The sequence below is a fragment of the Geodermatophilus sp. YIM 151500 genome (assembly GCF_025716945.1).
Taxonomy (GTDB): domain Bacteria; phylum Actinomycetota; class Actinomycetes; order Mycobacteriales; family Geodermatophilaceae; genus YIM-151500.
This window is the reverse complement of the sequence record NZ_JAOVZT010000007.1, coordinates 173,974-199,675: the sequence shown is the minus strand read 5'-3', so window position 1 is coordinate 199,675 and position 25,702 is coordinate 173,974. Positions and strand designations below refer to the sequence as shown.

Genomic DNA, 25,702 nt, shown 5'->3' with positions numbered 1-25,702 from the left:
GTCAGCTCTTCTCCTTCTTCGCGCCGTACCGGCTGCGAGCCTGCTTGCGGTTGCGGACGCCCTGGGTGTCCAGCGAACCGCGGATGATCTTGTACCGGACGCCGGGGAGGTCCTTCACCCGACCGCCGCGCACGAGCACCATCGAGTGCTCCTGCAGGTTGTGGCCGACGCCCGGGATGTACGCGGTGACCTCGATGCCGCTGGTGAGACGGACGCGAGCGACCTTGCGCAGCGCCGAGTTCGGCTTCTTCGGCGTCGTCGTGTAGACGCGGGTGCACACGCCGCGGCGCTGGGGCGAACCCTTCAGCGCCGGAGTCTTGGTCTTCTCGACCTTGTCCTCGCGGCCCTTGCGGACCAGCTGGTTGATCGTGGGCATGGGCGGCCTGGATCTCCTACCTGCGCTGGGTCGTGCTCGACTCGTGCTGCTGACGTGGTGCTGGGCTGTGGTGCTCTGCGGTTCCGGCGTGCGGGGTGCCGGTCCTGCCGGGCGCCGGGTTCCGCCCACGACGACGCGTCCGGTCCCCGCGGTCGGGCGTGTCGCCGTCCCCGGGACCGGCCCCGTGTCGGACCGGATCGGTCGCCCCTCGCGACTCGGCGCCGCCACCCTCCGGCCGTCGACGGCCGGGAGGCGGCCCCGGCGGCCAGGGGCCGAGCCTCTGGACACGCAGGCGCACCGCGAACGGGAGCAGGCCCAGGGCACCCTGGGCACGGCAGACCACGATACCCGCGGCTCCGGAGCCGGTCAAAAGCGGGTCCGGGCACCGCGGACGGCGGCCGCCGTCGACCACCGGAGCGGTCGACACCGGGGGCAACACCCGGCGGGACGGCCGGATTCCCGGCCGCGGTGAGGTGATCCACGGGCACGCCCGGCGGCTCCCGGACGGTACCCCGGCCCCTGGTCCGGCGACAGCACCCCGCCGCGCCGGATCCCGGCCGTGTCGGTGGCCGGCCCTACCGTTGCCGCACCACCGGACGAGGAGGTCGCGCACGTGGAACTGGACTCGGCCCGCGAGCTCAAGGCCCGCATCCTCGACGAGGTCGCGGCGAAGGCGCCGCTCGACCCGCACGCGGCGGCGGCCGGGAAGGGCGGCGGCGCCGTCGCCGTCGGCCTGCTGCCGCTCGCGGGTGGCGGCGCGCGCGTGGCGGTGCGGCTGGCCGGGGACGACGACCGCGCGCGGCTGCCCGACCTCGGACGCGCGGCGGACGCCGAGCTCGACGTCCGGGTGATCGGGCGGGTGCGGGCCCTGTCCTCCCCCGGCGACAACTGGTCCCCCGACCGGTTGCAGCGGCGGACGCGACCGCTGCGTCCGGGGCTGTCCGTCGCCCACCCCACCGTGACCGCGGGCACGCTCGGCGGCTTCGTCCGGGTCGGCGGATCGCTCGCGGTGCTGTCCAACAACCACGTGCTCGCCGCGAGCGACGCCGCGACCGTCGGCGACCCGGTGCTGCAGCCCGGGCCGGCCGACGGCGGCACCGCGGCCGACCGGATCGCGACCCTCACCCGCTTCGTCCGCCTGGTCGCCGAGGGCGCCAACGTCGTCGACGCCGCGATCGCCGTCCTCGACGACGACGACGCCCGGCCGGGTCTCCTCCCCGGCGGACCGTTGACCGGTCCCGTGCCGGACGGGCTCGACGTCGAGCCCGACGAGGCGGTCGAGAAGCTCGGCCGCACGACCGGGCACACCGTCGGGCGCGTGACCGCCGTCGAGGTCGACGGCCTGTCGGTCGTCTACGACGACCCGGCGGGTTCCCCGGCCGGCCGGGTCCTCCGGTTCGACGACCAGGTGGAGGTCACCGGCGAGGGAACGGCGTTCAGCGCGGGCGGTGACAGCGGGTCGGTCATCTGGCGCAGCGCCGACCGCGGGCCGCTGGGCCTGCTCTTCGCCGGCAGCTCGACCGGCGGACCGGGCGGCGCCGGGGTGACCTTCGCCGCACCGATGGCCACCGTGCTCACGACCCTCGACGCGGAGTGGGTCCCCGAGTGAGGCCCCGTCCTCGCGGGCTGCGCGGTACCTCGGGCGGGCCGGCCCTCGTACGCCCGCTCGGTACGCGGGCGGGGGCCGTTCCGGGCGGACGGCGGCCCGGCTCTGTCCTCCGCCTCCTCGGCGAGGCACCATGGGGGCGTGAGTGACCGAGCCGCGGCGCGGGCCGCCCGCAGCGCCCTGTCCGAGCGGCTGGCGGCTGCGCCCGGCGTGGTCGGCATCGGCCTGGCCCGGCGGTCGTCGGGCTACGTCGTGAAGGTCGACCTCGCCGATGCCGACGCGGCCGGCGCGGTGCCGCCCGACGTCGACGGCGTCCGGGTCGTCACCGAGGTCGTCGGGGTGGTCCGCCCGCGCTGAGCCGGCACCCCGGGGGGCCGATACGGTCGGCCCGGCGCCGACGAGGGCGCCCGCGACCCTCGAGGAGTGCAGGTGCGGATCGGCATCCAGGCCAGCTACAGCGGAGGCTTCCGGCAGACCGCCGCGGAGATGCGGGACCTCGAGGCGGCCGGGCTCGACGTCGCGATGGTGGCCGAGGTGTACACGTTCGACGCGGTCAGCCAGCTGGGGTACCTCGCCGCGGTGACGGAGCGGGTCGAGCTGATGAGCAGCATCCTCCCGATCTACAGCCGGACGCCGGCGCTCACCGCGATGACCGCGGCCGGGCTGGACTTCGTCTCGGGCGGCCGCTTCACCCTCGGCCTGGGTGCCTCCGGGCCGCAGGTCATCGAGGGGTGGCACGGCGTTCCGTACGACGCTCCCCTGCAGCGCACCCGGGAGGTCGTCGAGATCTGCCGGCAGGTGTGGCGCCGGGAGCGACTGCAGCACGACGGGCCCCGGTACACGATCCCGCTGCCGGCCGACCGGGGCACCGGGCTGGGCAAGCCGCTCAAGCTGATCAACCAGCCGGTGCGCGACCGGATCCCCGTGCTGCTCGCCGCGCTCGGGCCGAAGAACGTGGAGCTGGCCGCCGAGGTCGCGGAGATCTGGGAGCCGATCTGGCTCTACCCGGAGAAGGTCGGCGACGTCTGGGGCGAGGCGCTGGCGGCGGGCCGGGCCAAGCGCGACCCGGCGCTCGGGGAGCTGCAGGTGCTGGTCAGCGTGCCGGTCGCCATCGGCGAGGACGTCGACGAGCTGCACGACGCCGTCCGCCCGCAGCTGGCGCTGTACGTCGGCGGGATGGGGGCGCGCGGCAAGAACTTCTACAACGACCTCGCCGTCCGGTACGGCTTCGAGGCCGAGGCGAAGACCGTGCAGGACCTCTACCTGGACGGCCGCAAGGACGAGGCCGCCGCAGCGCTGCCCGACGAGCTGGTGCGGGCGGTGTCGCTCATCGGGCCGGAGGGCCACGTCTCCGAGCGCATCGCCGCCTACGCCGAGGCCGGCGTCACCATTCTGGCGCTGCAACCGCTCGCCCAGTCGCCCGAGGGCCGGCTGCGCACCGTCGAGACGATGCGCAGGCTCGCCGGTTGAGCCGTGACAGCGCGATCCTCCGGATCGCACCGCGGCCAGGTGCCGTCCCCCACCACCGTCGAGCCGCTGCCCGTGTCCCCGTCGGGAGGCCCTCCGGGCCCCCGCGACGGGTCCACCCCGGCTCGTGTGCCGTCCCTGATCGGCGCGGACCCGTCGCCCTGGATACGCGAGGGCCCCCGGATTCGCACCCGAGGGCCCTCGTGACCCGCTGGAACGGCCCTCGTCAGGGTCCCGCGCCGAGCCTGCGAGGCGTGGGGGGACGAGGGTCCTCGTTCAGCCGCGCCAGTCGTACTCCTCGAGGCGCACGGCCTCGCCGGAGCCGGTGCCGAAGACGTCGGGGCTGTAGTACTGCCCGTCGTCGTAGCCGGCCATGGTGTAGACCGCGGCCCGCGCCTCCTCGGTCGGCTCGACCGTGATGTTCCGGTAGCGGCTGATGCCGGTGCCGGCCGGGATCAGCTTCCCGATGATCACGTTCTCCTTGAGCCCGAGCAGGCTGTCGCTCTTGCCCTGGATCGCGGCGTCGGTGAGCACCTTGGTCGTCTCCTGGAAGGAGGCGGCCGACAGCCACGACTCGGTCGCGAGCGAGGCCTTGGTGATGCCCATGAGCACCGGGCGGGCCGAGGCCGGCTCGCCGCCCTCGGCGACGACGCGGCGGTTCTCGGTCTCGAACAGCGTCCGCTCGACCAGCGCCCCGGGCAGGAACTCCGTCGCGCCCGAGTCGATGATGGTCACCCGCTTCAGCATCTGGCGGATGATCACCTCGATGTGCTTGTCGTGGATCGACACGCCCTGGCTGCGGTACACCTCCTGGACCTCGCGGACGAGGTGCAGCTGCACCTCCCGCGGGCCCATGATCCGCAGCACCTCGTGCGGGTCGACCGCACCCTCGGTGAGCTGCTCGCCGACCTCGACGTGGCCGCCGTCCTCGACCCGCAGCCGCGACCGGCGCGACAGCTTGTCGTAGACGACGTCGTCGGAGCCGTCGTCCGGGGTGATGGTCAGCTTGCGGAACTGCTCGCCGTCCTCGATCCGGACCGTGCCGGCCAGCTCGGCGATCGGCGCCTTGCCCTTGGGCACGCGGGCCTCGAAGAGCTCCACCACACGCGGCAGGCCGTGGGTGATGTCCTCACCCGCGACACCACCGGTGTGGAAGGTGCGCATCGTCAGCTGGGTGCCGGGCTCGCCGATCGACTGGGCGGCGATGATGCCGACCGCCTCGCCGACGTCCACCAGCTTGCCCGTCGCCAGCGAGCGGCCGTAGCAGGTGGCGCAGGTGCCGAGCAGCGACTCGCAGGTCAGCACGCAGCGGACCTTGACCTCGCCGACGCCGGCGTCGACCAGTGCCCCGATGAGCACGTCGCCCAGATCGGCGCCGGCCTCCGCGACGACCGTGCCGTCCTCGGCGACCACGTCGGCGGCCAGCGAGCGGGCGTACACGCTGGTCTCCACGTGCGCGTCCCGGACCAGCTGCCCGTCGACCATGGTCGCGATCGGCATGAGCACGCCTCGTTCGGTGCCGCAGTCCTCCTCGCGGATGATGACGTCCTGGGAGACGTCGACCAGCCGGCGGGTGAGGTACCCGGAGTCGGCGGTCCGCAGCGCGGTGTCGGCCAGACCCTTGCGCGCACCGTGCGTGGAGATGAAGTACTCCAGCACCGACAGACCTTCCCGGAAGTTGGCCTTGATCGGCCGCGGGATGATCTCGCCCTTCGGGTTGGCCACCAGGCCGCGCATGCCGGCGATCTGGCTGATCTGCATCATGTTGCCCCGGGCACCGGAGTTGACCATGACCCAGACGGGGTTGGTGGTCGGGAAGTTGTCGACCATCGCCTGGCTGACCTCGGCCCGCGCGCGGGTCCAGATCTCGATCAGCTCGCCGCGACGCTCGGCGTCGGTGATGACGCCGCGCTCGTACTGCCGCTCGATCTTGGCCGCCTCGGCCTCGTGCCGGTCGAGGATCTCCTGCTTGGCCGGTGGGGTGACGACGTCGTCGATGGCGATCGTGACGCCCGCGCGGGTGGCCCAGTGGAATCCGGCCGACTTGAGGGCGTCCAGGGTCGCCGCGACCTGCACCTTGGGGTAGCGCTCGGCGAGGTCGTTGACGATCGCGCCGAGCTCCTTCTTCGGCACCTGGTAGTTGACGAAGCGGTAGTCCTCGGGCAGTGCCTCGTTGAACAGCACCCGGCCCAGGCTGGTCAGCACGGTGGCGGGCGCCCCCGGCGTCCAGTCCTCCGGCTGCTCCCACGGCTCGTTGACCGCGCCGTTGTCGACGCCGAAGACCTCGTCGAGACGGATCCAGGCCCGCTCCTGCAGACCCAGCGTGCCCTTGTCGTAGGCCATGATCGCCTCGGCCGCCGAGGAGAACGACCGCGACTGCCCGCCGTCGGCCTCCGCCGGGCTCGCCACCAGGGTGGTCAGGTGGTAGAGGCCGAGCACCATGTCCTGCGTCGGCGCGGTGATCGGACGACCGTCGGCCGGGCTCAGGATGTTGTTGCTGGACAGCATCAGGATCCGCGCCTCGGCCTGCGCCTCGGCCGACAGCGGCAGGTGCACCGCCATCTGGTCACCGTCGAAGTCGGCGTTGAAGGCGGTGCAGACCAGCGGGTGGATCTGGATGGCCTTGCCCTCGACCAGCTGCGGTTCGAAGGCCTGGATGCCCAGGCGGTGCAGCGTCGGCGCCCGGTTGAGCAGCACCGGGTGCTCGGTGATGACCTCCTCGAGCACGTCCCAGACGACCGGACGGGCGCGCTCGACCATCCGCTTGGCGGACTTGATGTTCTGCGCGTGGTTGAGGTCGACCAGCCGCTTCATGACGAACGGCTTGAACAGCTCCAGCGCCATCTGCTTGGGCAGGCCGCACTGGTGCAGCTTCAGCTGGGGGCCGACGACGATGACCGAGCGGCCGGAGTAGTCGACGCGCTTGCCGAGCAGGTTCTGGCGGAACCGGCCCTGCTTGCCCTTGAGCAGGTCGGACAGCGACTTGAGCGGGCGGTTGCCCGGGCCGGTGACGGGCCGGCCGCGGCGGCCGTTGTCGAACAGCGCGTCGACGGACTCCTGGAGCATCCGCTTTTCGTTGTTCACGATGATCTCGGGCGCGCCGAGGTCGAGGAGCCGCTTGAGCCGGTTGTTCCGGTTGATCACCCGGCGGTACAGGTCGTTCATGTCGCTGGTGGCGAAGCGGCCACCGTCGAGCTGCACCATCGGACGCAGGTCCGGCGGGATGACCGGGACGCAGTCCAGCACCATGCCCATGGGCGAGTTGCGGGTCTGCAGGAAGGCGGCGACCACCTTGAGCCGCTTGAGCGCGCGCAGCTTGCGCTGGCCCTTGCCGGTGCGGATCGTCTCGCGCAGGGACGCGGCCTCGGCCTCGAGGTCGAAGTCGGCGAGCAGCTTCTGCAGCGCCGCGGCGCCCATGCCGCCCTCGAAGTACTCGCCGAAGCGGTCGCGCAGCTCGCGGTAGAGACCCTCGTCGGCGATGAGCTGCTTGACCTCGAGCTTGCGGAAGGTGTCGAGCACCTCCTCGAGGCGGTCGATCTCGCGCTGTGCGCGGTCGCGCAGCTGCCGCATCTCCCGCTCACCGCCCTCGCGCACCTTGCGGCGCACGTCGGACTTGGCGCCCTCGGCCTCCAGCTCGGCGAGGTCGGCCTCCAGCTTCTGCTGGCGGGCCTCGACGTCGGCGTCGCGCCGGTTCTCCAGGTTCGACTTCTCGGCGCTGATCTCCGCCTCGACGGTCGGCAGGTCGCGGTGGCGCGCCTCGTCGTCGACCGAGGTGATCAGGTACGCCGCGAAGTAGATGATCTTCTCGAGGTCCTTGGGCGCCAGGTCGAGGAGGTAGCCCAGGCGCGACGGGACGCCCTTGAAGAACCAGATGTGGGTGACCGGCGCGGCCAGCTCGATGTGGCCCATCCGCTCACGGCGGACCTTGGCCCGGGTCACCTCGACGCCGCAGCGCTCGCAGATGATGCCCTTGAACCGGACCCGCTTGTACTTGCCGCAGTAGCACTCCCAGTCCCGGGTGGGACCGAAGATCTTCTCGCAGAAGAGACCGTCCTTCTCCGGACGCAGCGTCCGGTAGTTGATGGTCTCGGGCTTCTTCACCTCACCGTGCGACCACTGGCGGATGTCGTCGCCGGTGGCCAGACCGATGCGCAACTCGTCGAAGAAGTTGACGTCGAGCACTGAGTGGACCCCTTTCCGGGGCTAGTTCCGAAACGCTTGAGTCAGCTGTTGACCGTGGCCCCCGTGCAGGGCCCCGCCGCGAGCGTGCTAGTGGCGGGGGGCACGGGGGTCCTTTCTCAGACGTCCTCGACGGACGACGGCTCGCGGCGGGACAGGTCGATGCCCAGCTCCTCCGCGGCCCGGAAGACCTCGTCGTCGGTGTCGCGCAGCTCGATCGCCTGCCCGTCGCCGGAGAGCACCTCGACGTTCAGGCACAGCGACTGCAGCTCCTTGAGCAACACCTTGAACGACTCGGGGATGCCCGGCTCGGGGATGTTCTCGCCCTTGACGATGGCCTCGTACACCTTGACGCGGCCCAGGATGTCGTCGGACTTGATGGTCAGCAGCTCCTGCAGCGCGTAGGCCGCGCCGTAGGCCTGCATGGCCCAGCACTCCATCTCGCCGAAGCGCTGCCCGCCGAACTGCGCCTTACCACCCAGCGGCTGCTGCGTGATCATCGAGTAGGGACCGGTCGACCGGGCGTGGATCTTGTCGTCGACCAGGTGCAGCAGCTTGAGGATGTAGACGTAGCCCACCGAGATCGGCTCGGGGAACGGCTCCCCCGACCGGCCGTCGAACAGCCGCGCCTTGCCGGTCGGGGCGACCAGGCGCTGGCCGTCGCGGGTCGGCGTCGTCGAGCTCAGCAGGCCGACGATCTCCTCCTCGCGGGCGCCGTCGAACACCGGCGTCGCCGTCCGGGTACCCGGCTCGGCGGAGCGGGCGCCCTCGGGCAGCCGCGTGGCCCACTCGGGGTCGCCTTCCACCTGCCAGCCGGACTTGGCCACCCAGCCGAGGTGGGTCTCCAGCACCTGGCCGACGTTCATCCGGCCCGGCACGCCGAGCGGGTTGAGCACGATGTCGACCGGGGTGCCGTCCTCGAGGAACGGCATGTCCTCCTGCGGCAGGATCTTGGCGATGACGCCCTTGTTGCCGTGCCGGCCGGCGAGCTTGTCGCCGTCGGAGATCTTGCGCATCTGGGCGACGTAGACCCGGATCAGCTCGTTCACGCCGGCGGGCAGCTCGTCGCCGTCCTCCCGGGAGAACACCCGGACGCCGATGACCTTGCCGGACTCACCGTGCTTGACCTTGAGGCTGGTGTCGCGGACCTCGCGCGCCTTCTCGCCGAAGATCGCGCGGAGCAACCGCTCCTCGGGGGTCAGCTCGGTCTCGCCCTTCGGGGTCACCTTGCCGACGAGGATGTCGCCGGGGACGACCTCGGCGCCGATGCGGATGATGCCGCGCTCGTCGAGGTCGGCCAGCACCTCCTCGGAGACGTTCGGGATGTCCCGGGTGATCTCCTCGGCGCCCAGCTTGGTGTCCCGGGCGTCGACCTCGAACTCCTCGATGTGGATCGAGGACAGGACGTCGTCCTGCACGAGGCGCTGGCTCAGGATGATCGCGTCCTCGTAGTTGTGGCCCTCCCACGGCATGAACGCCACGAGCAGGTTCTTGCCGAGCGCCATCTCGCCCTCGTCGGTGCAGGGCCCGTCGGCGATGACCTGGCCGACCTCGACCCGCTGCCCCTCGTCGACGACAGGCGACTGGTTGATCGAGGTGCCCTGGTTGGAACGGCGGAACTTCAGCAGCCGGTAGGTCTGCCGGGTGCCGTCGTCGGCCATCACGGTGATGTAGTCGGCGGTGGAGTCCTCCACCACGCCGGCCTTCTCGGCCACGACCACGTCACCGGCGTCGACGGCGGCACGCAGCTCCATGCCGGTGCCGACCAGCGGGGCCTCGCTGCGCAGCAGCGGCACCGCCTGGCGCTGCATGTTCGCGCCCATGAGCGCGCGGTTGGCGTCGTCGTGCTCGAGGAACGGGATCATCGCCGTCGCGACCGAGGTCATCTGCCGCGGCGACACGTCCATGTAGTCGACGTTCTCCGGCGGCAGGTAGTCGACCTCACCGCCCTTGGTGCGGACCAGCACGCGCTCCTCGGCGAACCGGCCCTGGGCGTCCAGTGGCGAGTTGGCCTGGGCGACGACGAAGCGGTCCTCCTCGTCGGCGGTGAGGTAGTCGATCGAGTCGGTGACCGTCCCGTTCTCGACCTTCCGGTACGGCGTCTCGATGAAGCCGAACGCGTTCACCCGGCCGAAGGCCGACAGCGAGCCGATGAGCCCGATGTTCGGGCCTTCCGGGGTCTCGATCGGGCACATCCGGCCGTAGTGGCTCGGGTGCACGTCGCGGACCTCCATGCCGGCCCGCTCCCGGGACAGACCGCCCGGGCCCAGCGCCGACAGGCGGCGCTTGTGGGTCAGGCCCGCGAGCGGGTTGGTCTGGTCCATGAACTGGGACAGCTGGCTGGTGCCGAAGAACTCCTTGATGGAGGCGACGACCGGCCGGATGTTGATGAGCGTCTGCGGCGTGATCGCCTCGACGTCCTGGGTGGTCATCCGCTCGCGGACGACGCGTTCCATGCGGGAGAGGCCGACCCGGATCTGGTTCTGGATCAGCTCGCCGACGGTGCGCAGGCGGCGGTTGCCGAAGTGGTCGATGTCGTCGACGCCGTGGTCGGGCTCCCCGGCGTGCAGCCGGACGACGTAGTCGATGGTGGCGACGATGTCGTCCTCGGTCAGCGTGAGCGTGCTCTGCGGCACGTCGACGCCGAGCTTCTTGTTGACCTTGTACCGGCCGACCTTCGCCAGGTCGTAGCGCTTCGAGTTGAAGAACAGGTTCTCCAGCAGCGCCTGCGCGCTCTCGCGCGTCGGAGGCTCACCCGGCCGCAGCTTGCGGTAGATGTCGAGCAACGCCTCGTCCTGGCCCGCGATGTGGTCCTTCTCCAGGGTCGCCAGCACGATCGGCGACCAGGAGAAGTGCTCGCGGATGCGGTCCTCGGTCCAGCCCAGGGCCTTGAGCAGGACGGTGACCGGCTGGCGGCGCTTGCGGTCGATGCGGACGCCGACGGTGTCGCGCTTGTCGACGTCGAACTCCAGCCAGGCACCGCGGCTGGGGATCACCTTGGCGCTGAAGACGTCCTTGTCCGAGGTCTTGTCCAGCGCCTTGTCGAAGTAGACGCCCGGGCTGCGGACCAGCTGCGAGACGACGACGCGCTCGGTCCCGTTGATGACGAAGGTGCCCTTCTTCGTCATGATCGGGAAGTCGCCCATGAACACCGTCTGGCTCTTGATCTCGCCGGTGGTGTTGTTCATGAACTCGGCGGTGACGAACAGCGGCGCCGCGTAGGTCATGTCCTTGTCCTTGCACTCCTCGAGGGACGCCTTGACGTCCTCGAAGCGAGGGTTGGAGAAGGACAGCGACATCGAGCCGCTGAAGTCCTCGATCGGGGAGATCTCCTCGAGGATCTCGGCCAGGCCGCCCACGGCGGCCTGCTGCTCCTCGGGAGCCAGGGTGGCCCGCCACTCGGGGCTGCCGATGAGCCAGTCGAACGACGCGGTCTGCAGGGCCAGGAGATCCGGCACCTCGAGGGGCTCGTGGATCTTGGCGAAGGAGACGCGCAGCGGCGAGCCGGGGATCTTCTGCGCGGCGGTGCCGGCGGTGTGCGTGCTCTGCTGGGGGTCGTCCGGGACCTGCTGGGTGCTGCTGGGGGTGGTGGTGCTGGTGGGCGTGCTGGTGGGGCGAGAGCCTGCCAAGATGCGTCCTTCCAAGGACCTCACGACGTGCGGGCGGTGAAGAGCGGGGGCGTCCTGGGTCGTCGTCGGTAATGGCGGGGCCGCCGCCTGGGCCCGCGAGGCTCCGGACCGGACCGGTCGACCGGGTGCCCGGGAGCCGTTTCCCGGGCACCCCTGGTGACCCGTCTCGGCGGGCAAGCAGTCAGGGGGCAGCGCAACAGAGAACCCTACCCCTGCCCGCGCGCGATGTCCACGTCGGGGTCGGCTCGGAGACCGGCGACACACTCCGACGCGGTGCTGGCGTCCGGCGGGCAGGGAGCTCCGGCGCGGGCGCCGGGGGCTGCCGGGGCTGGGCGGCACGGACATGATGCCAAACAGGTGGCGCCCGTGGGACCGCCACGCCGCGCTCTTTCCCTCCGCGGGAGGTGTGCCGGCGGGCCCGGACGCGGCAGGGGCCGCCCTCCCGGAGGAGGACGGCCCCTGTGACCCCGCTGGAACGGCCCCGCTCGCGAAGGACCCCCGCTCCCCACCACTCGCACGCTCGCGGCGGGTTCCGGCAGGGGGCCCGAGGGCCGCGGGGTCCTCCTACTTGACGGTGACGGTGGCGCCGGCGCCCTCCAGGGCGGCCTTGGCCTTCTCCGCGACGTCCTTGGCGACCTTCTCCAGCAGCGGCTTCGGCGCACCGTCGACCAGGTCCTTGGCCTCCTTGAGGCCGAGCGAGGTCAGGCCGCGCACCTCCTTGATGACCTGGATCTTCTTGTCGCCGGCGGCCTCGAGGATGACGTCGAACTCGTCCTGCTCCACGGCCTCCTCGGCGGCAGCGCCGCCGCCACCGGCCGCGGGGGCGGCCGCCATGGCGACCGGCGCGGCGGCGGTGACCTCGAAGGTCTCCTCGAACTGCTTCACGAAGTCGGAGAGCTCGAGCAGCGTCATCTCCTTGAACGCGTCGAGCAGCTCCGTGGTGGACAGCTTGGCCATGATCTCTCCTTCTGGGTCAGTCGGTGCTCGCCGGGGCGTCGCCGGCGGCAGCGGTGTCGGGGGTGTCGGTGGTGGTTTCGGCAGCAGCGGCCGGGACGGCCTCGGGGGCGGCCTCGGGAGCGGCACCGCCCGTCTCGGCGGGCTTCTTCTCCTTGAGCGCCTCGGCCAGCCGGGCGACCTGCGACAGCGGGGCCTGGAACAGCCCGGCGGCCTTGGTCAGGTTGCCCTTCATCGCGCCGGCCAGCTTGGCCAGGAGCACCTCGCGCGGCTCGACGTCGGCGAGGGCGGTGACCTCACCGGCGTCGACCGTGCGGCCTTCGACCACGCCGCCCTTGATGACGAGCAGCGGGTGGGCGCGGGCGAAGTCGCGGATGGCCTTGGCGGCCTCCACCGGGTCGCCCTCGATGAAGGCGATCGCGGTCGGGCCGCTGAGCAGCGGACCGAGGTCGGCATGCCCGACCGACTCCGCCGCCCGCTTCGTCAGGGTGTTCTTGACGATGGCGTAGCTGCTGCCCTCACCGAGGGAACGGCGCAGCTGGGTCAGCTGCGCCACGGTCAGCCCGCGGTACTCGGTGAGCACGGCCGCGCTGGACTTCTCGAACCGCTCGGTGATCTCGTCGATCACCGCGGCCTTGGCCTGCGTGGGCATGGGCCTCCTCTCGTCTGTCGGGCGACCGCTCGTGCGACGGCGCGAGCGCGGACGATCACCGGGCCCGGAGACGAGGAACGCCCCGGCGCAGGGCGCACGGGGCGAGGGACGGGACGCGCGGGCGCCCGCCGATCGGACCGTCCTCCTGCGCGGGCCGCCCGGAACTCCGGGACCTTCGATCGCACGCGCACGTGCGACGACCAGCGGTCTAGGGGGGAACGCGAGCAAGGGTACGCCACCCCGGCGCGGTGCCGGCGGGCCGGGTCCCCGCGCCTCCGCGGGCCGGCGAGCGGCGGCCGGGCGCGCCGAGATCGGCGGTCCGGTCGCGACGACGGCCCGCACGCACAGCGGAGGCCCCGCAGCGCGGGTGCGCTGCGGGGCCTCCGACCGGACCGGGGGACGGCGTCCTGGCTAGGCGGTGGCCTCGTCGACGGTCAGGTTGCGGGTGCGGTTCGGGTCGACCGGGATGCCCGGACCCATGGTCGTGGAGATGGTGACCTTCTTCAGGTACCGGCCCTTGGCCGCCGACGGCTTGGCGCGCAGCACCTCGTCGAGCGCGGCCGCGTAGTTCTCGACCAGCTTCGCGTCGTCGAACGACGTCTTGCCGATGATCAGGTGCAGGTTCGCCTGCTTGTCGACGCGGAAGTTGATCTTCCCGCCCTTGATGTCGTTGACCGCCTTGGTGACGTCGGGGGTCACCGTGCCGGTCTTCGGGTTCGGCATCAGGCCGCGGGGGCCCAGGATGCGGGCGATGCGGCCGACCTTGGCCATCTGGTCCGGCGTGGCGATCGCGGCGTCGAAGTCCAGGAAGCCGCCCTGGATGCGCTCGATCAGGTCGTCGGACCCGACGACGTCGGCCCCGGCGGCCTCCGCCTCGGCGGCCTTGTCACCGGTCGCGAAGACGATGACGCGGGCGGTCTTCCCCGTGCCGTGCGGCAGGTTCACCGTGCCGCGGACCATCTGGTCGGCCTTGCGCGGGTCGACTCCGAGGCGCATGGCCACCTCGACCGTCGCGTCGTAGCTGGTCGTCGAGGTCTGCTTGGCCAGGGCCGCCGCCTGCAGCGGGGTGTAGAGGTTGTCGTGGTCGACCTGCGCGGCCGCCGCGCGGTACTTCTTGCCGTGCTTCGCCATGGTGGTTCCTCTCCCCCGGCGGTCGCCGGGGATCGTGTGGTGAACGGGCCTGGCCGGCCCTCCCACTGGAAGGACCTCGTCCTCCTCAGCCCTCGCACGCTCGGGCCGAGCCTCTGGACGAGGCCGTTCCATCGGGTTACTGGACGGTGATGCCCATCGACCGGGCGGTGCCGGCGATGATCTTCTCCGCCTCGTCGAGCGAGTTGGCGTTGAGGTCGGGCATCTTGGTCTGGGCGATCTCGCGGACCTGGTCGCGGGTGACGGTGGCGACCTTGGTCTTGTGCGGCTCCCCCGAGCCCTTCTCGACACCGGCGGCCTTGAGCAGCATCCGGGCGGCCGGCGGGGTCTTGGTGACGAAGGTGAAGGACCGGTCCTCGAACACCGAGATCTCGACCGGGATCACGTTGCCGCGCTGCGACTCGGTCGCGGCGTTGTAGGCCTTGCAGAACTCCATGATGTTGACGCCGTGCTGGCCGAGCGCCGGACCGACCGGCGGCGCGGGGGTGGCCGCGCCGGCGTTGATCTGGAGCTTGATGACCGCGGTCAACCGCTTCCTGGGGGGCATCGCTTTCCTTCGTCTTCTCTCGTGATCTGGGCTGGAAGGCCCCGGAGCAGGGTCCCGGCCCGAGCGGAGCGAGGGTCGGGGGGCACCGGGCCCGACCGCTACAACTTCTGGACCTGGTTGAAGGACAGCTCGACCGGGGTCTCGCGGCCGAAGATGGAGACGAGCACCTGCAGCTTCTGCTGCTCGGCGTTGATCTCGTTGATCGTCGCGGGCAGGGTCGCGAACGGCCCGTCCATGACGGTGACCGACTCGCCGATCTCGAAGTCGACGACGGCGGTCGGGGCCGCGGCGGCCGCGCCGGCGGTCTCCGGCACACGGGCGGCCTGCGGGGTGGCGGCCGGGGCGAGGATCTTCACGACCTCGTCGAGGGTCAGCGGCGAGGGCCGGGACGTCGCGCCGACGAAGCCGGTGACGCCCGGGGTGTTGCGCACCGCGCCCCACGACTCGTCGTTGAGCTCCATGCGGACGAGCAGGTAGCCGGGCAGCACCTTGCGGTTGACCTGCGCGCGCTTGCCGTTCTTGATCTCGGTGACCTCCTCGGTGGGCACCTCGATCTGGTAGATGTAGTCCTCGACGTCCAGCGACTGGATGCGCGCCTCGAGGTTGGTCTTCACCTTGTTCTCGTAGCCCGCGTAGGAATGCACGACGTACCAGTCGCCGGGCAGCAGGCGCAGCTTCTGGCGCATGACCTCGGCCGGGTCCTCGATCACGTCGCCGTCGGAGTCGGCCGCCGGCGCGACCAGCGGGTCGCTGGCCAGGCTGCCCGGATCGCCCCCCTCGACGGCGGGCGTCGCGTCGGCCACCTCGCTGGCGGTGTCGAGGTCGGCGGTGTCGCTCGTCCCCTCGGCGGCACCGGTCTCGCCGGCGCCCGTCTCGAGGTCGGCGGTTCCGCGGACGTCCATGCGCGCGTCGTCGAGATCGGTGGCGTACGCCGGGTCGTCGACGGCGCTGTCGGTCGCGAAGGGCTCGCGGGGGTCGGTCACGGGGGTCTCTTCCTGTTGCGGGTGCAGCGTCGGGGCCGGTGGCGCGGACGGTCAGCCGAAGACGGCGATCACGCCCTGGGCGAAGAGCAGGTCGAGCCCGGCCACCAGGGCGACGATGAAGGCCACGAAGACGATCACCACGGTCGTGTACGTGATCAGCTCGCGGCGTCCCGGCCAGATGACCTTGCGCAGCTCGGCGACCACCTCGCGCAGGAAGCGGCGCAGCGAGCGCCGGGGCCGCAGCTCCTCGGCCCGTGCCCGCTCGGCGGCCGCTCGGGAACGGGTGCCGGCGCCCTCCGCCCGGCCGGCCGGGCGGGCGGCACTCCGGGCCGGACGCCGGGCCGGGACGGCGGTGTCGTCGTCGCCCTCGGCGGTGATGGCGCGACCGCGGCGTCGGGTCGGCGCACCGACGACCTTGCCCTCCTCGGCGGCCGCCTCCGAGGCGACCTCGTCCTCGGCCGCCTCCAGCTCCGCGGCGTCGTCGACGCCCGGCGTCTCCCGGTCGATCCGCTCGTCGGTCAGCTCGGCGTCCGTGGCGCCGCGGGGATCGTCCTCGCGGTCCCGCTGGTCGTCGCTCACTGCGCCTCGCTCGCCTCGTCGTGGTGGGCCCTCGTGCGGGCCCCGGTCGGTGTCACCGTCGTCCGGTGCGGTCGTGCCCTGGTCCGTGCGCCGGTCGAACCGCTCGCCGCGTCTCCGGGAGCGGCCGAGCGCTCGGGCAGGGGTGACAGGACTTGAACCTGCAGCCTGCGGTTTTGGAGACCGCTGCTCTGCCAATTGAGCTACACCCCTATGCCCCGGACCGGTGCGGCACCGCAGCCGGCGCCGCGCCCCGGACGGGGCCCGGGACGCCCGACCCCTGCCACACGCACACCGGTCCCGCGGGGATCCGGGGCACGCCGGTGGCGGGGTCAGCAGCCCCAGGCCTGCGAGTGTACGGGACCGGCCGCCCCGGCAGCCAACGAGGCCGGGACGCCGTCGGTCCCGGGCGGTCCGGCCGGAGCCGCTTTGACACGATGGGCCCATGACCGCCGTGTCCGCGCAGGAGCCCGCCGCCCCGTCGCAGCCGCCCCCCGCCGAGCGCCGCGTGTCGCGCCGGCTGGCCGCCATCACCGAGTCGGCCACGCTCGCCGTCGACGCCAAGGCCAAGGCGCTGAAGGCGGCCGGGAAGCCGGTCATCGGCTTCGGCGCCGGCGAGCCGGACTTCCCCACCCCGGACTACGTCGTCGAGGCCGCGATCGCCGCCGCCCGCCAGCCGGCCATGCACCGCTACACCCCGGCGGGCGGCCTGCCCGCGCTCAAGGAGGCGATCGTCGCCAAGACGGCGCGCGACTCCGGGCTGGCGGCGACCCCGGCCAACGTGCTGGTGACGAACGGCGGCAAGCAGGCCGTCTACGAGGCCTTCGCCGCGATGCTCGACCCGGGCGACGAGGTCCTGCTGCCCGCGCCCTACTGGACGACGTACCCGGAGGCGATCAAGCTGGCCGGCGGCGTGCCCGTCCCGGTCCTGGCCGACGAGCAGAGCGGCTACCTCGTGTCGGTCGGCCAGCTCGAGGCCGCCCGCACCCCCCGCACCAAGGTCGTGCTGTTCTGCTCGCCGTCCAACCCCACCGGGGCGGTCTACCCCGAGCAGCAGGTCGCCGAGATCGGCCGGTGGGCGGCCGAGACGGGGCTGTGGGTGCTCACCGACGAGATCTACGAGCACCTCACCTACGGCGGTGCGACCGCGCCGTCCATGCCGGTCGTGGTGCCGGAGATCGCCGACCGCTGCGTCGTGGTCAACGGGGTGGCGAAGACCTACGCGATGACCGGTTGGCGGGTCGGCTGGATCGTCGGCCCCGCCGACGTCGTGAAGGCGGCCACCAACCTCCAGTCGCACGCCACCTCCAACGTGGCCAACGTGTCGCAGGCCGCGGCGATCGCCGCGCTCAACGGCGACCTGTCGGCGGTGGCGGCGATGCGGGAGGCGTTCGACCGGCGCCGGAAGCTGATCGTCTCCATGCTGCGCGAGATCCCCGGTGTGGCCTGCCCCGAGCCGCAGGGCGCCTTCTACGCCTACCCCTCGGTCAAGGGGCTGCTCGGCCGGCCCGTCGCCGGGCGGACGGCGTCGTCGAGCATCGAGCTCGCGGAGATCGTCCTCGAGGAGGCGGAGGTCGCCGTCGTCCCGGGCGAGGCGTTCGGCACGCCGGGCTACCTGCGGATGTCCTACGCGCTCGGCGACGACGACCTGGTCGAGGGCGTGTCCCGGATGCAGCGGCTGTTCTCGGCAGCCGGCTGACCAGGCCGGCCGACGTCGCCGGGGGCACCCGGCCCGGTCAGGCCAGCTGCACGACCGCCCGGGCGAGCGAGAGCACCTTCTCGCCGCCGCTGGTGACCGTGAGGTCGACGCGCACCCGCCCGCCGTCGAGCCCGGCGGCCACCACGCCGCGGACGGCGATCTCGGCGCCGCGGTCGTCGTCGGGCACCTCCACCGGCCGCCCGAAGCGCACGTGGTACTCGACGACGGCGGCCGGGTCGCCGGCCCAGTCGCTGACCGCGCGGCCGGCCAGGCCCATCGTCAGCATGCCGTGGGCGATCACCCCGGGCAGGCCGACGGACGTGGCGACCCGGTCGCTCCAGTGGATCGGGTTGAAGTCGCCGGAGGCGCCGGCGTAGCGCACCAGGTCGGCGCGCGTGACGGGGAAGACCCGCTCGGGCAGCTCGGCGCCGACCGGGGCGTCGGCCGCGGTCCGGCGGGTCACGCCGGACCCCCGCCCCGGGCCACGAGCACCGACACGGCGGTGCACACGTCCTCGCCGTCCTCGGTGCGGACGTCGACGCGCGTCGTGAGCAGGTCGTTCCCGGCGACCGTGCGCGCGGCGTCGATCGTGGTCGTGCTGACCAGCCGGTCGCCTGCCCGGATCGGCCGGTGATGGGTGAAGCGCTGCTCCCCGTGGACCACGCGGCCGTAGTCGAGATCGACGTCGGGATCGTCGAGCACGACGTCGGCGGCGCCGAGGGTCACGACGATGGCGAACGTCGGCGGGGCGACGACGTCGGGATGGCCGGCGGCACGGGCCGCGCCGGGGTCGGTGTGAACCGCGTCGTCGGCGCCGACCGCCCGCGCGAACTCGGCGATCTTGGCGCGGCCCACCTCGTAGACGGCCGACGGCGGATAGCTGCGCCCCGCCAGCGACCTGTCGAGCGGCACCGGGTCAGCGGGTCTCGCGGTGCACGGTGTGCTTGCGGTCGTACGGGCAGTACTTCCGCAGCTCGAGCCGGTCGGGGTCGTTCCGCCGGTTCTTGCGGGTGATGTAGTTGCGGTTCTTGCACTCCTGGCAGGCCAGGGTGATCTTCGGACGGATGTCGGTGGCTGCCACGGGGTGCTCTCCTCGCCTTGTCGGTTCGGGCCGGCTCCGGGCCCGTCGGTGCGGTCGGCCCGAGGGTCCGACGCGACGACGGGCCCACCTGGGGGCCCGTCGGAAGTAGCGGTGACCGGATTTGAACCGGTGACACAGCGATTATGAGCCGCTTGCTCTGCCTGGCTGAGCTACACCGCCGGAGGGACCGGGCGGCCCGGTCGGGCGACAGGACCGGTCGGTCAGGATACCCGCGCGAGGTGAACGCGGGTCAGAGCCCCTTTACGGAATCGAACCGTAGACCTTCTCCTTACCATGGAGACGCTCTGCCGACTGAGCTAAAGGGGCCGTGGCCGGAGCCGTCGACGACTGTACCCGATGGCCCCGGGCCTCCCTGCAGGGCCCGCCGCGAGCGTGCGAGCGGTGGGGAGCAGGGAGGCCCTCTCTCACGTGCGGACGAACAGCCGCCGGTGAGCCGCCCCGGGGGCTGCCGTCCGGACACCGGTGCGCGCCAGCAGCCAGCTTTCCAGGCGGTCCTCCGGCAGCGGGCGGCTGACCAGGAAACCCTGCAGCTTGTCGCACCCCATCTCGGCCAGCAGGTTGCGGGTCGCCTCGTCCTCGACACCCTCGGCGACCACCCGGAGGCCCAGGTTGTGCGCGAGCTCGATGATCGAGCGGGCGATGAACGACTCGCCCTGGCTGGTCGACATGCCCAGCACGAAGGACTTGTCGATCTTGACCTCGTCGATGGGCAGGTGGCGCAGCTGCGACAGCGACGAGTAGCCGGTCCCGAAGTCGTCCATCGACAGCCGCAGGCCCAGCGCGTGCAGGTCGCCGAGCACCGTGCTGCCGCGCACCGAGTCGCTCACGACGCTGCCCTCGGTCAGCTCCAGGGTGAGCAGCTCGCCCGGCACGCCGTGGCGCTGCAGCGCCCGGCGGACCCGTGCGACCAGGTCGGGCTCGCCGAGGCAGTGCGCGGACAGGTTGACCGCCACCGACAGCGCGATGTCCTGGTCCAGCCAGCGGCGGCAGCGCGCCAGCGCCAGGTCGAGCACGTGGTCGGTCAGCGCGCCGATGCGGCCGATCTGCTCGGCGAGGTGGATGAAGTCGTCGGGCGGGATCGGGCCGTAGCGCGGGTGCGCCCAGCGGACGAGGGTCTCGACGGAGACGATGTCGGAGCTCTGCGCGTCGATGATCGGCTGGAAGACGACACCGATGGAGCCGTCGCGCATCGCCTGCTCCAGCTCGGTGCCCAGCTGCAGCCGGCGCAGGCTCTGCTGGTCGAGCACCGGGTGGTAGCTGGCCACGCCGCCGGAGCCGCCGGCGGCCAGCAGGGCGACGTCGGCCCGCTGCATGAGGGTGCCCGAGTCGGTGCCGTGCACCGGCGCGGCCGCCACCCCGATGGTCAGCGTGACCTCGAGGTCGAGCCCCGCCACCCGGGCGCGGCAGGATGCCGCCTCCCGCAGCCGCCGCGCGGCGCGCTCGGTGGCCGCCAGGGAGAGGCCGGGCAGCAGGACGGCGAACTGGTCGCCCTCCATCCGCGCCACCAAGGCCTGCGGGGGCGCGTGCTCGCGCAGCAGCCCGGCGGTCACCAGCAGCAGCTCGTCGCTGGCCGCGTGCCCCAGGGTGTCGGTGACCTCGGTGTAGTTGCCCAGCGAGGCGAGGACGAGCCCGGCGCGGGCGCCGACCGGGTCCGCGGCCAGCAACTGGTCGATCTCGGCCGCCAGGCGCTGCCGGTTGGGCAGCCCGGTCAACCGGTCGTGGTCGGCGTCGTAGCGGATCTGGGTGAGCAACTGCTGCTGGCGGATGGCGGCGTTGACGTGGGTGAGCATGGAGTCCAGCGCCGACCGGTCGCTCTCGACGAACGAGAGGTTGTCGCCGCGGCGGTCGCACACCTCGAGGTAGCCCGGCTCGCCGGCCGCCGTGACCACCGGCGCCCCGAGCAGGTCGGAGACGCCCCGACGCGCCAGCGCCGCGGCCTCCTGACGGTCGGCGCGGGCCAGCGATCCCAGCACCGGGGTCTCGTCGCCCTCGACGGCCCGGCGCCGGAACAGGTCGTCCGGGTCGCCGGGCCCGTCGTACCAGACCGAGCCGTCCTCCGCGGCGACGACCAGCCGCGGCTCCTCGTCCAGGTACGGCGGCAGCCACAGAGCGGCACGCTCGGCGTGCATCAGCTCCCGGACCGCCTCGACGACCTGCGGGGTGCCGTCCTCGTCGGCCGGCAGCTGCTCCACCCGCCGCGCGAACGCGTACACCTGCTCCAGGGCCTGGCTCTCCCGCGTCACCGCGCCGAAGCGGCGGTAGAGGAGCGCCAGCGCCACGATGATCGGCACGATCAGCAGCCACGTCCAGGCGGTCACCGCGACCAGGTTGAGCACGGCCAACCCGACCACGGCGGACATCGGGCCGACGAACAGGACGGGGACGAACAACCGCGCCCACAGCGTGCGGCCCGGGTAGCCCTCCGTCGCGGTGATGGCCGCCGCGATGAGCAGCGTGCCGACCAGGTTGGCGGCGAACAACGCGACCAGGTACGCCAGCCAGGTCAGCGGCTCGGTGATCGCGCCTCCCGGCAGCGCGTCGAGGACCAGGACGGCGGCGCACACCTCGAGCACCGCGACGGCGGCGTTGAACAGCACCTTGGCCCGGGGGAACCCCTGCGCGAGGACGACGACCCCCACGGCGACCGCGCGGGCGATGGCCGTCCACGTCCCCCCGATCTGCACGAGCGCGATGACCAGCGCCAGCTCGCTCGCCGACCAGGTGAAGCCGTGCGAGCGGAACTCGAAGCGCAACGTCAGCGACTCGGCCACGACCATGGCCAGGGCCACGGCGAGCAGCGGCAGGACGTCGACCGAGGACAACCGCGGCGACAGCGTCCCGACGGCCACGGGCACGGTGCAGGCCAGGACGACGGCCGTCACCGCCCACGGGCTCCGATCGGTCGAGGACCGGTCGGGCGCGCGCTCGTCCGGCTCGGCCACGGCAAACCTGCGTTTCCCCGGGGAAGGTGGGCGGCCAGAGGCTAGCAGCGCACCCTGCGCGGGCGGCCCCCGCGGATCGGCCCGCCCCCGGCCGGGCGCGGGGCCCGCAGACCCGGCGTGGGGCGATCGCGCGGTCCCCGGACGCGAGCAGGGCAGCCGGTCGGCGACCGGCTGCCCTGCTCGTGCCGGCCGGAGCCGGCGGGATGCGGAAGGCAGGTTCTGGGGCGGGGCCCGAGGGCCGCCTCAGCGCGTCGGAGGGACCGACGCGAGGGATCCGCTCAGTGCGACCACTTGGCGCCGCGGGACCAGGAGGCGCCGCGCGACCACGAGGCCCCCCGCGACCACGAGGCCCCCCGCGACCACGAGGCCCCGCGACGGGACACGACTGCGCTCTGCATGCTGCTCATGACGTCCTCCTCAAGGCACGACCGACTGCGACGAGTGCGGCAGTCACTCACGCGCGGGGGCAGAGCGTCGTTCGGTACGGACCGCACCCGGCACATTGCTTCCCGTCACCCGGACGGGCAAGCACCGTCGATCACTAACGGGTGACGGCCAGTCATGTCGTCACGCTCCGTGGTTGTAAACAGACGACTTGTCACCGGATCGGGTGACGGTCACCGCTTCCTCCCCTTCTCCGGCCCGTCGCGCTCCTCCCAGCGGCCGAGGCCGAGGTCCGTCGCCGCCGACAGGGCCGCCTCCCGCAGCTCCTCCGAGAAGCTCCACTCCGGGGACCTCGGTGGTTCCGGCGAGCCGAGCGCGTGCGCGGTCAACCGGAAGGAGGTCTCCGCCGTGCGGGCGGCGGCCACCGCGTGCGCCCGCTGGTCGGGTGGCAGCGCCGCGAGGGCGGCGCGGCCGGCGTCGGTCGGGCGGACGGGCAGGCCCCGCTCGGCGCCGTCGTCCCAGGTGCCGTCGGCCCGCAGCCAGTGCGCGGCAAAGGGCTCGACGAGACCGGCCACCTCGCCCCAGGGCCCGCGCAGCACCAGGCACAGCAGGCCCACCGTGGCATCCCACCGCCGCTTGCGGAGCAACGCCTCGGCCTGGCGGTCGAACCCGTTCATCGCCGCGGCCAGGCGCTGGCCGTACTCCTGGACGGCGAGGTACGCGCTCGGCACCTCGACGGCGGGCAGCGGGCCGATGGGCCCGGCCGGGCCGAGCTCCACCGGTCGCCGGGACGCCCACTCTCGCAGCGCCCCCTCCACCGCGTGGGCGGCGGCGCGGTGGGTGGTCAGGTGGCCCAGGCCGCGGAGGGCGGGATCGGCCGGGCCGGTCGACCGCCCGTCGAGCGCGGTGCCGAGCAGCTCGGCCGTGTGCCCGACGTGGCCGGCGATCGCCGTCCCCAGCGCCGGCGCCACCCGGGCGACCACCGCCAGGTCGACCGACCGGTGGGCGGGGTCGCCGTCGCGGATGCCCGCGCCGAGCGCCTCGAGGCCGCTGCGCACCGCCCGTTGGCCGGCTCCGCCCTCCGCCCGCCCGGCCAGCGCGACCACCTCGGCCAGCAGTGCGCCGCCGTCGCCCCGGTCGCGCGCCAGCAGCGTCGACCAGGTGTCGCGGTCGGCCAGCAGCGCCGCACCGGCGTCGGCGGAGCCCGCGGCGACGAGGGTGTCCAGCACGACGCCCACCGGGTCGAGCCGCGCCGGACCGGTGCCGGGGGGCGCCGCCGGTGGCGCTCCCGCCACCCGCTCCCGGGCCAGCAGATCGCGCCCCCACGAGGCCACCACCGCCGGTGGGACGCCCCGCGCGCCGCCGGCGCCGGCACCGGCCAGCAGGACGGCCGCGATGCCCCCGGCGACGCCCTCGGCGGGACCGGGCGGATCGGCCGGTGACAGGAGCGGCTCGGCGAGCAGGCCGGCGACGGGGGCGTCGACGGTGCCGTCGTCCGGATCGGCGGCCGCGGCCAGCGCCCGCGCGAGCAACCGCGCGAAGGCGCTGCCGGGGCCCAGGTCGGCGTGCGCGGCGGTCTCCAGCGCCGTGCGGAGGCCGGCGACGCCGAGACCGCCCAGGAAGGCCGCGGCGAAGGCCTCCTCGCCGGCGGCGGACCCGACGGCGCGGGCGCGCCGTTCGAGCGCGTCGAGGGAGATCAGGTGCTCCTCCTCGCCCGGCCCCGCGAGGAAGGCGTCGGCGAGGGCCCGGCCGCGGTCGGCCAGCTCGTCCCGGCCCCAGGCGGGCAGGACGGCCACCAGGTGGGCGGACCAGCGCTGCACCGCGCCCGACGGGCCGGTGGGCCCGTCGCCGCCGGGGAGGGCGAGCGCCCGGACGGTGGTGGTGTCCGCGTCGGACAGCCGGTCGAGGAGGCGCGCGTGCTCCCGGCTCCGCTCCCGCTCGGCCGCTGCGAGCCGCTCCAGGGCGGTTGCCGCGTGGACCGGTCCCGTGGCGGTCCACCCGGCGGGGTCCAGCGGCGTGGAGAGCTGGATCCGCGTGCGCGCGAAGTCCTCCTCCTGCTCTTCCTGCAGCCGGCGGATCCGGCGGCGGACGGCGCGCAGCTCCGCGGCGTGGGCCACCAGCCGCGCGGCGGCGCGCTGCAGGGCCGCGGCGCTGCCCGCCGCCAGGTCGGCGATCACGGCCACGCGCGCGGTGGCCGCCACCGCGTCCTCACCCCGCCAGCGGGGCGCCGCGGCCGCGGGACCGCCCAGGTGCGCGGCGAGCTCCCCCAGCCGATCGGCGGCGACTCCTGCGTCGCCGGCGAGGTCGTCGAGCGCGGTCGGGTCCTCCGGGGGCGGGTCGAGCGGGACTGGCGCCGGCGGCGTGGTCACGGGGTGCGCACCTGGCCACGGCGGACGAGCAGCCCGGCGTCGAGGGCCAGCCAGGAGCCGGCGACCTCGGCGACGGCGGCGTCGAGCCGGTGCAGCTCTCCCGCCAACCCGCGGGCGGTGAGCCCGTGCCCGGCGAGGAAGGCGTCGACCGCCGGCTGCAGCCGGCCGCCGACCGGGGCGCCGGGGACCAGCCGGGCGCGGGCCTCCTCCGCCGTCCCCGCCCCGACGCGCAGCGCACCGGCGAGGCCGAACAGTTCGAGCACGGGGACCTCGATCGACTCGTCGGACGACATGGGCCGCATCCTGTCGCGCCGCGGGACCGAGGGTTGCCGTCGTCCACAGGCGCCGGCCGGCCACCCGGTCGGGTGACCGCGTCGTCCACATCCGCCGGCCGGGGGCGGTGGACCACGCCCGCGGGGCTCTACGCTGCCCGGCGTGCGACGGGAGGTGGCCGGAGGGGAGCAGGGCTCGACGCTGCCCTTCGTGCTGGTCTGCTGGACCGTCGCGGCGCTGATGGCCTTCGGCGCGATCGCCGCGTCCGACGCGTTCCTGGAGCAGCAGGAGGTGCAGGCGGTCTGCGACGGCGCGGCTCTGGCCGCGGCCAACCGGGCCGACGAGGCCGCGGTCTACGCCGCCGGGTTGGGTGAGGACCTGCCGCTCACCCGGGCCACGGCCGCCGCGGCGGTGGCCGACCAGCTCGCCGACGGCGGTGCCCGGCTGGACGCGTGGTCGGCCGAGACCGACGGCGTGGAGGTCGCGGTGCGGTGCACCCGCTACGTGGACATCGCCTTCGGCTGGCTCTTCCTCGGCGGGTAGCCGCTGGAGCGCACCGCGGTCGCCGCCGCGCGGGCGCCCACCGCGGGCTGAACCCACCCCTCCGCGAACCGCGACGGCCCCCGGCACGTGGGTGCCGGGGGCCGTCGGACCGGGCGTGGCGGGTGAAGGATTCGAACCTTCGTAGGCTGAGCCGACGGATTTACAGTCCGCTCCCTTTGGCCACTCGGGCAACCCGCCGTGCGGTGGTACCGGAGCAGCGTACAAGACGGCGGACGGCGGCCCGGCATCCCCGGGACGGCGCCGCAGAGCGG

At 73.4% G+C, this 25,702-nt stretch carries 19 protein-coding genes, 4 tRNA genes and 1 pseudogene; 5 read left to right on the top strand and 19 right to left on the bottom strand.

Annotated elements, in window-relative coordinates; all coding sequences use genetic code 11:
• Position 1 precedes the first annotated feature (1 nt).
• Entirely contained in the window at positions 2–376 is a 375-nt protein-coding gene (gene rpsL / locus OF117_RS14010) for a 30S ribosomal protein S12 (protein ID WP_012950487.1), read from the bottom strand.
• Between the two features lie 613 nt (positions 377–989).
• Here rpsL and OF117_RS14005 point away from each other — a divergent pair.
• From OF117_RS14005 to OF117_RS13995, 3 genes are all read left to right on the top strand, one after another.
• Positions 990–1,985, top strand: a complete 996-nt coding sequence (locus OF117_RS14005) for a S1 family peptidase (RefSeq protein ID WP_263553456.1) — start codon at positions 990–992, stop codon at positions 1,983–1,985.
• A gap of 138 nt (positions 1,986–2,123) precedes the next feature.
• Positions 2,124–2,339: a hypothetical protein gene (locus OF117_RS14000; RefSeq protein ID WP_263553455.1), complete on the top strand. Its 216-nt coding sequence runs from the start codon at positions 2,124–2,126 to the stop codon at positions 2,337–2,339.
• Positions 2,340–2,411: 72 nt separating this feature from the next.
• A complete protein-coding gene (locus tag OF117_RS13995; RefSeq protein ID WP_263553454.1) occupies positions 2,412–3,452 on the top strand; it encodes an LLM class F420-dependent oxidoreductase in 1,041 nt (346 codons plus the stop codon).
• 273 nt (positions 3,453–3,725) lie between these two features.
• Here OF117_RS13995 and OF117_RS13990 read toward each other — a convergent pair whose 3' ends face one another.
• The 9 genes and pseudogenes from OF117_RS13990 to OF117_RS13950 form a co-directional block, all read right to left on the bottom strand.
• The gene (locus OF117_RS13990) at positions 3,726–7,631 is read right to left on the bottom strand and encodes a DNA-directed RNA polymerase subunit beta' (RefSeq protein WP_263553453.1); all 3,906 of its coding nucleotides are present in this window, start codon (positions 7,629–7,631) and stop codon (positions 3,726–3,728) included.
• A 116-nt stretch (positions 7,632–7,747) separates the two neighbouring features.
• The gene (gene rpoB / locus OF117_RS13985; protein WP_411969454.1) at positions 7,748–11,140 is read right to left on the bottom strand and encodes a DNA-directed RNA polymerase subunit beta; all 3,393 of its coding nucleotides are present in this window, start codon (positions 11,138–11,140) and stop codon (positions 7,748–7,750) included.
• 681 nt (positions 11,141–11,821) lie between these two features.
• Positions 11,822–12,214, bottom strand: coding sequence for a 50S ribosomal protein L7/L12 (rplL, locus tag OF117_RS13980; RefSeq protein WP_263553451.1), 393 nt, complete (start codon positions 12,212–12,214; stop codon positions 11,822–11,824).
• A 121-nt stretch (positions 12,215–12,335) separates the two neighbouring features.
• A pseudogene (gene rplJ, locus OF117_RS13975) lies at positions 12,336–12,863 on the bottom strand (50S ribosomal protein L10); the annotation flags it as partial.
• A gap of 411 nt (positions 12,864–13,274) precedes the next feature.
• Positions 13,275–13,994 carry a 50S ribosomal protein L1 gene (gene rplA, locus OF117_RS13970; RefSeq protein ID WP_263553449.1) on the bottom strand — a complete coding sequence of 240 codons (720 nt, stop codon included), beginning with the start codon at positions 13,992–13,994 and terminating at the stop codon, positions 13,275–13,277.
• Between the two features lie 136 nt (positions 13,995–14,130).
• Positions 14,131–14,559 (bottom strand): 50S ribosomal protein L11, encoded by a 429-nt coding sequence (rplK, locus tag OF117_RS13965; RefSeq protein WP_263553448.1) that lies wholly within the window; start codon positions 14,557–14,559, stop codon positions 14,131–14,133.
• 98 nt (positions 14,560–14,657) lie between these two features.
• Positions 14,658–15,542: a transcription termination/antitermination protein NusG gene (gene nusG / locus OF117_RS13960; RefSeq protein ID WP_263553447.1), complete on the bottom strand. Its 885-nt coding sequence runs from the start codon at positions 15,540–15,542 to the stop codon at positions 14,658–14,660.
• Between the two features lie 51 nt (positions 15,543–15,593).
• Positions 15,594–16,121, bottom strand: coding sequence for a preprotein translocase subunit SecE (gene secE / locus OF117_RS13955; RefSeq protein WP_263553446.1), 528 nt, complete (start codon positions 16,119–16,121; stop codon positions 15,594–15,596).
• 137 nt (positions 16,122–16,258) lie between these two features.
• Positions 16,259–16,331 (bottom strand) — tRNA-Trp (locus OF117_RS13950).
• Between the two features lie 232 nt (positions 16,332–16,563).
• On the opposite strand from OF117_RS13950, the gene OF117_RS13945 reads away from it, so the two are divergent.
• Entirely contained in the window at positions 16,564–17,817 is a 1,254-nt protein-coding gene (locus tag OF117_RS13945) for a pyridoxal phosphate-dependent aminotransferase (protein ID WP_263553445.1), read from the top strand.
• 37 nt (positions 17,818–17,854) lie between these two features.
• Here the strand turns inward: OF117_RS13945 and OF117_RS13940 are convergent, their stop codons facing one another.
• The 8 genes from OF117_RS13940 to OF117_RS13905 all read right to left on the bottom strand — a co-directional run bounded on the left by OF117_RS13940 (position 17,855) and on the right by OF117_RS13905 (position 24,907).
• Entirely contained in the window at positions 17,855–18,280 is a 426-nt protein-coding gene (locus OF117_RS13940) for a MaoC family dehydratase (RefSeq protein WP_263553444.1), read from the bottom strand.
• Entirely contained in the window at positions 18,277–18,729 is a 453-nt protein-coding gene (locus tag OF117_RS13935; protein WP_263553443.1) for a MaoC family dehydratase N-terminal domain-containing protein, read from the bottom strand. Before OF117_RS13935 ends, OF117_RS13940 begins: the two co-directional genes overlap by 4 nt.
• Positions 18,730–18,733: 4 nt before the next feature.
• Entirely contained in the window at positions 18,734–18,898 is a 165-nt protein-coding gene (rpmG, locus tag OF117_RS13930) for a 50S ribosomal protein L33 (protein WP_411969453.1), read from the bottom strand.
• A 106-nt stretch (positions 18,899–19,004) separates the two neighbouring features.
• Positions 19,005–19,078: transfer RNA gene (locus OF117_RS13925), tRNA-Met, on the bottom strand.
• A 74-nt stretch (positions 19,079–19,152) separates the two neighbouring features.
• Positions 19,153–19,225: transfer RNA gene (locus OF117_RS13920), tRNA-Thr, on the bottom strand.
• 98 nt (positions 19,226–19,323) lie between these two features.
• Complete coding sequence (locus tag OF117_RS13915; protein ID WP_263553442.1) at positions 19,324–21,861, bottom strand: putative bifunctional diguanylate cyclase/phosphodiesterase; 2,538 nt, start codon at positions 21,859–21,861, stop codon at positions 19,324–19,326.
• Between the two features lie 617 nt (positions 21,862–22,478).
• Complete coding sequence (locus OF117_RS13910; RefSeq protein ID WP_263553441.1) at positions 22,479–24,614, bottom strand: hypothetical protein; 2,136 nt, start codon at positions 24,612–24,614, stop codon at positions 22,479–22,481.
• A complete protein-coding gene (locus tag OF117_RS13905; protein ID WP_263553440.1) occupies positions 24,611–24,907 on the bottom strand; it encodes a hypothetical protein in 297 nt (98 codons plus the stop codon). The genes OF117_RS13910 and OF117_RS13905 overlap by 4 nt, the downstream gene beginning before the upstream one ends.
• Before the next feature lie 142 nt (positions 24,908–25,049).
• On the opposite strand from OF117_RS13905, the gene OF117_RS13900 reads away from it, so the two are divergent.
• Positions 25,050–25,430: a pilus assembly protein TadG-related protein gene (locus OF117_RS13900; protein WP_263553439.1), complete on the top strand. Its 381-nt coding sequence runs from the start codon at positions 25,050–25,052 to the stop codon at positions 25,428–25,430.
• A 116-nt stretch (positions 25,431–25,546) separates the two neighbouring features.
• Here OF117_RS13900 and OF117_RS13895 read toward each other — a convergent pair.
• Positions 25,547–25,628 (bottom strand) — tRNA-Tyr (locus tag OF117_RS13895).
• Positions 25,629–25,702: the final 74 nt, after the last annotated feature.

Coding starts and splice junctions, on each gene's coding strand:
- rpsL (WP_012950487.1), bottom strand. CDS start 376: ATGCCCACGATCAACCAGCTGGTCCGCAAGGGCCGCGAGGACAAGGTC.
- rplL (WP_263553451.1), bottom strand. CDS start 12,214: ATGGCCAAGCTGTCCACCACGGAGCTGCTCGACGCGTTCAAGGAGATG.
- rplA (WP_263553449.1), bottom strand. CDS start 13,994: ATGGCGAAGCACGGCAAGAAGTACCGCGCGGCGGCCGCGCAGGTCGAC.
- rplK (WP_263553448.1), bottom strand. CDS start 14,559: ATGCCCCCCAGGAAGCGGTTGACCGCGGTCATCAAGCTCCAGATCAAC.
- OF117_RS13945 (WP_263553445.1), top strand. CDS start 16,564: ATGACCGCCGTGTCCGCGCAGGAGCCCGCCGCCCCGTCGCAGCCGCCC.
- OF117_RS13905 (WP_263553440.1), bottom strand. CDS start 24,907: ATGTCGTCCGACGAGTCGATCGAGGTCCCCGTGCTCGAACTGTTCGGC.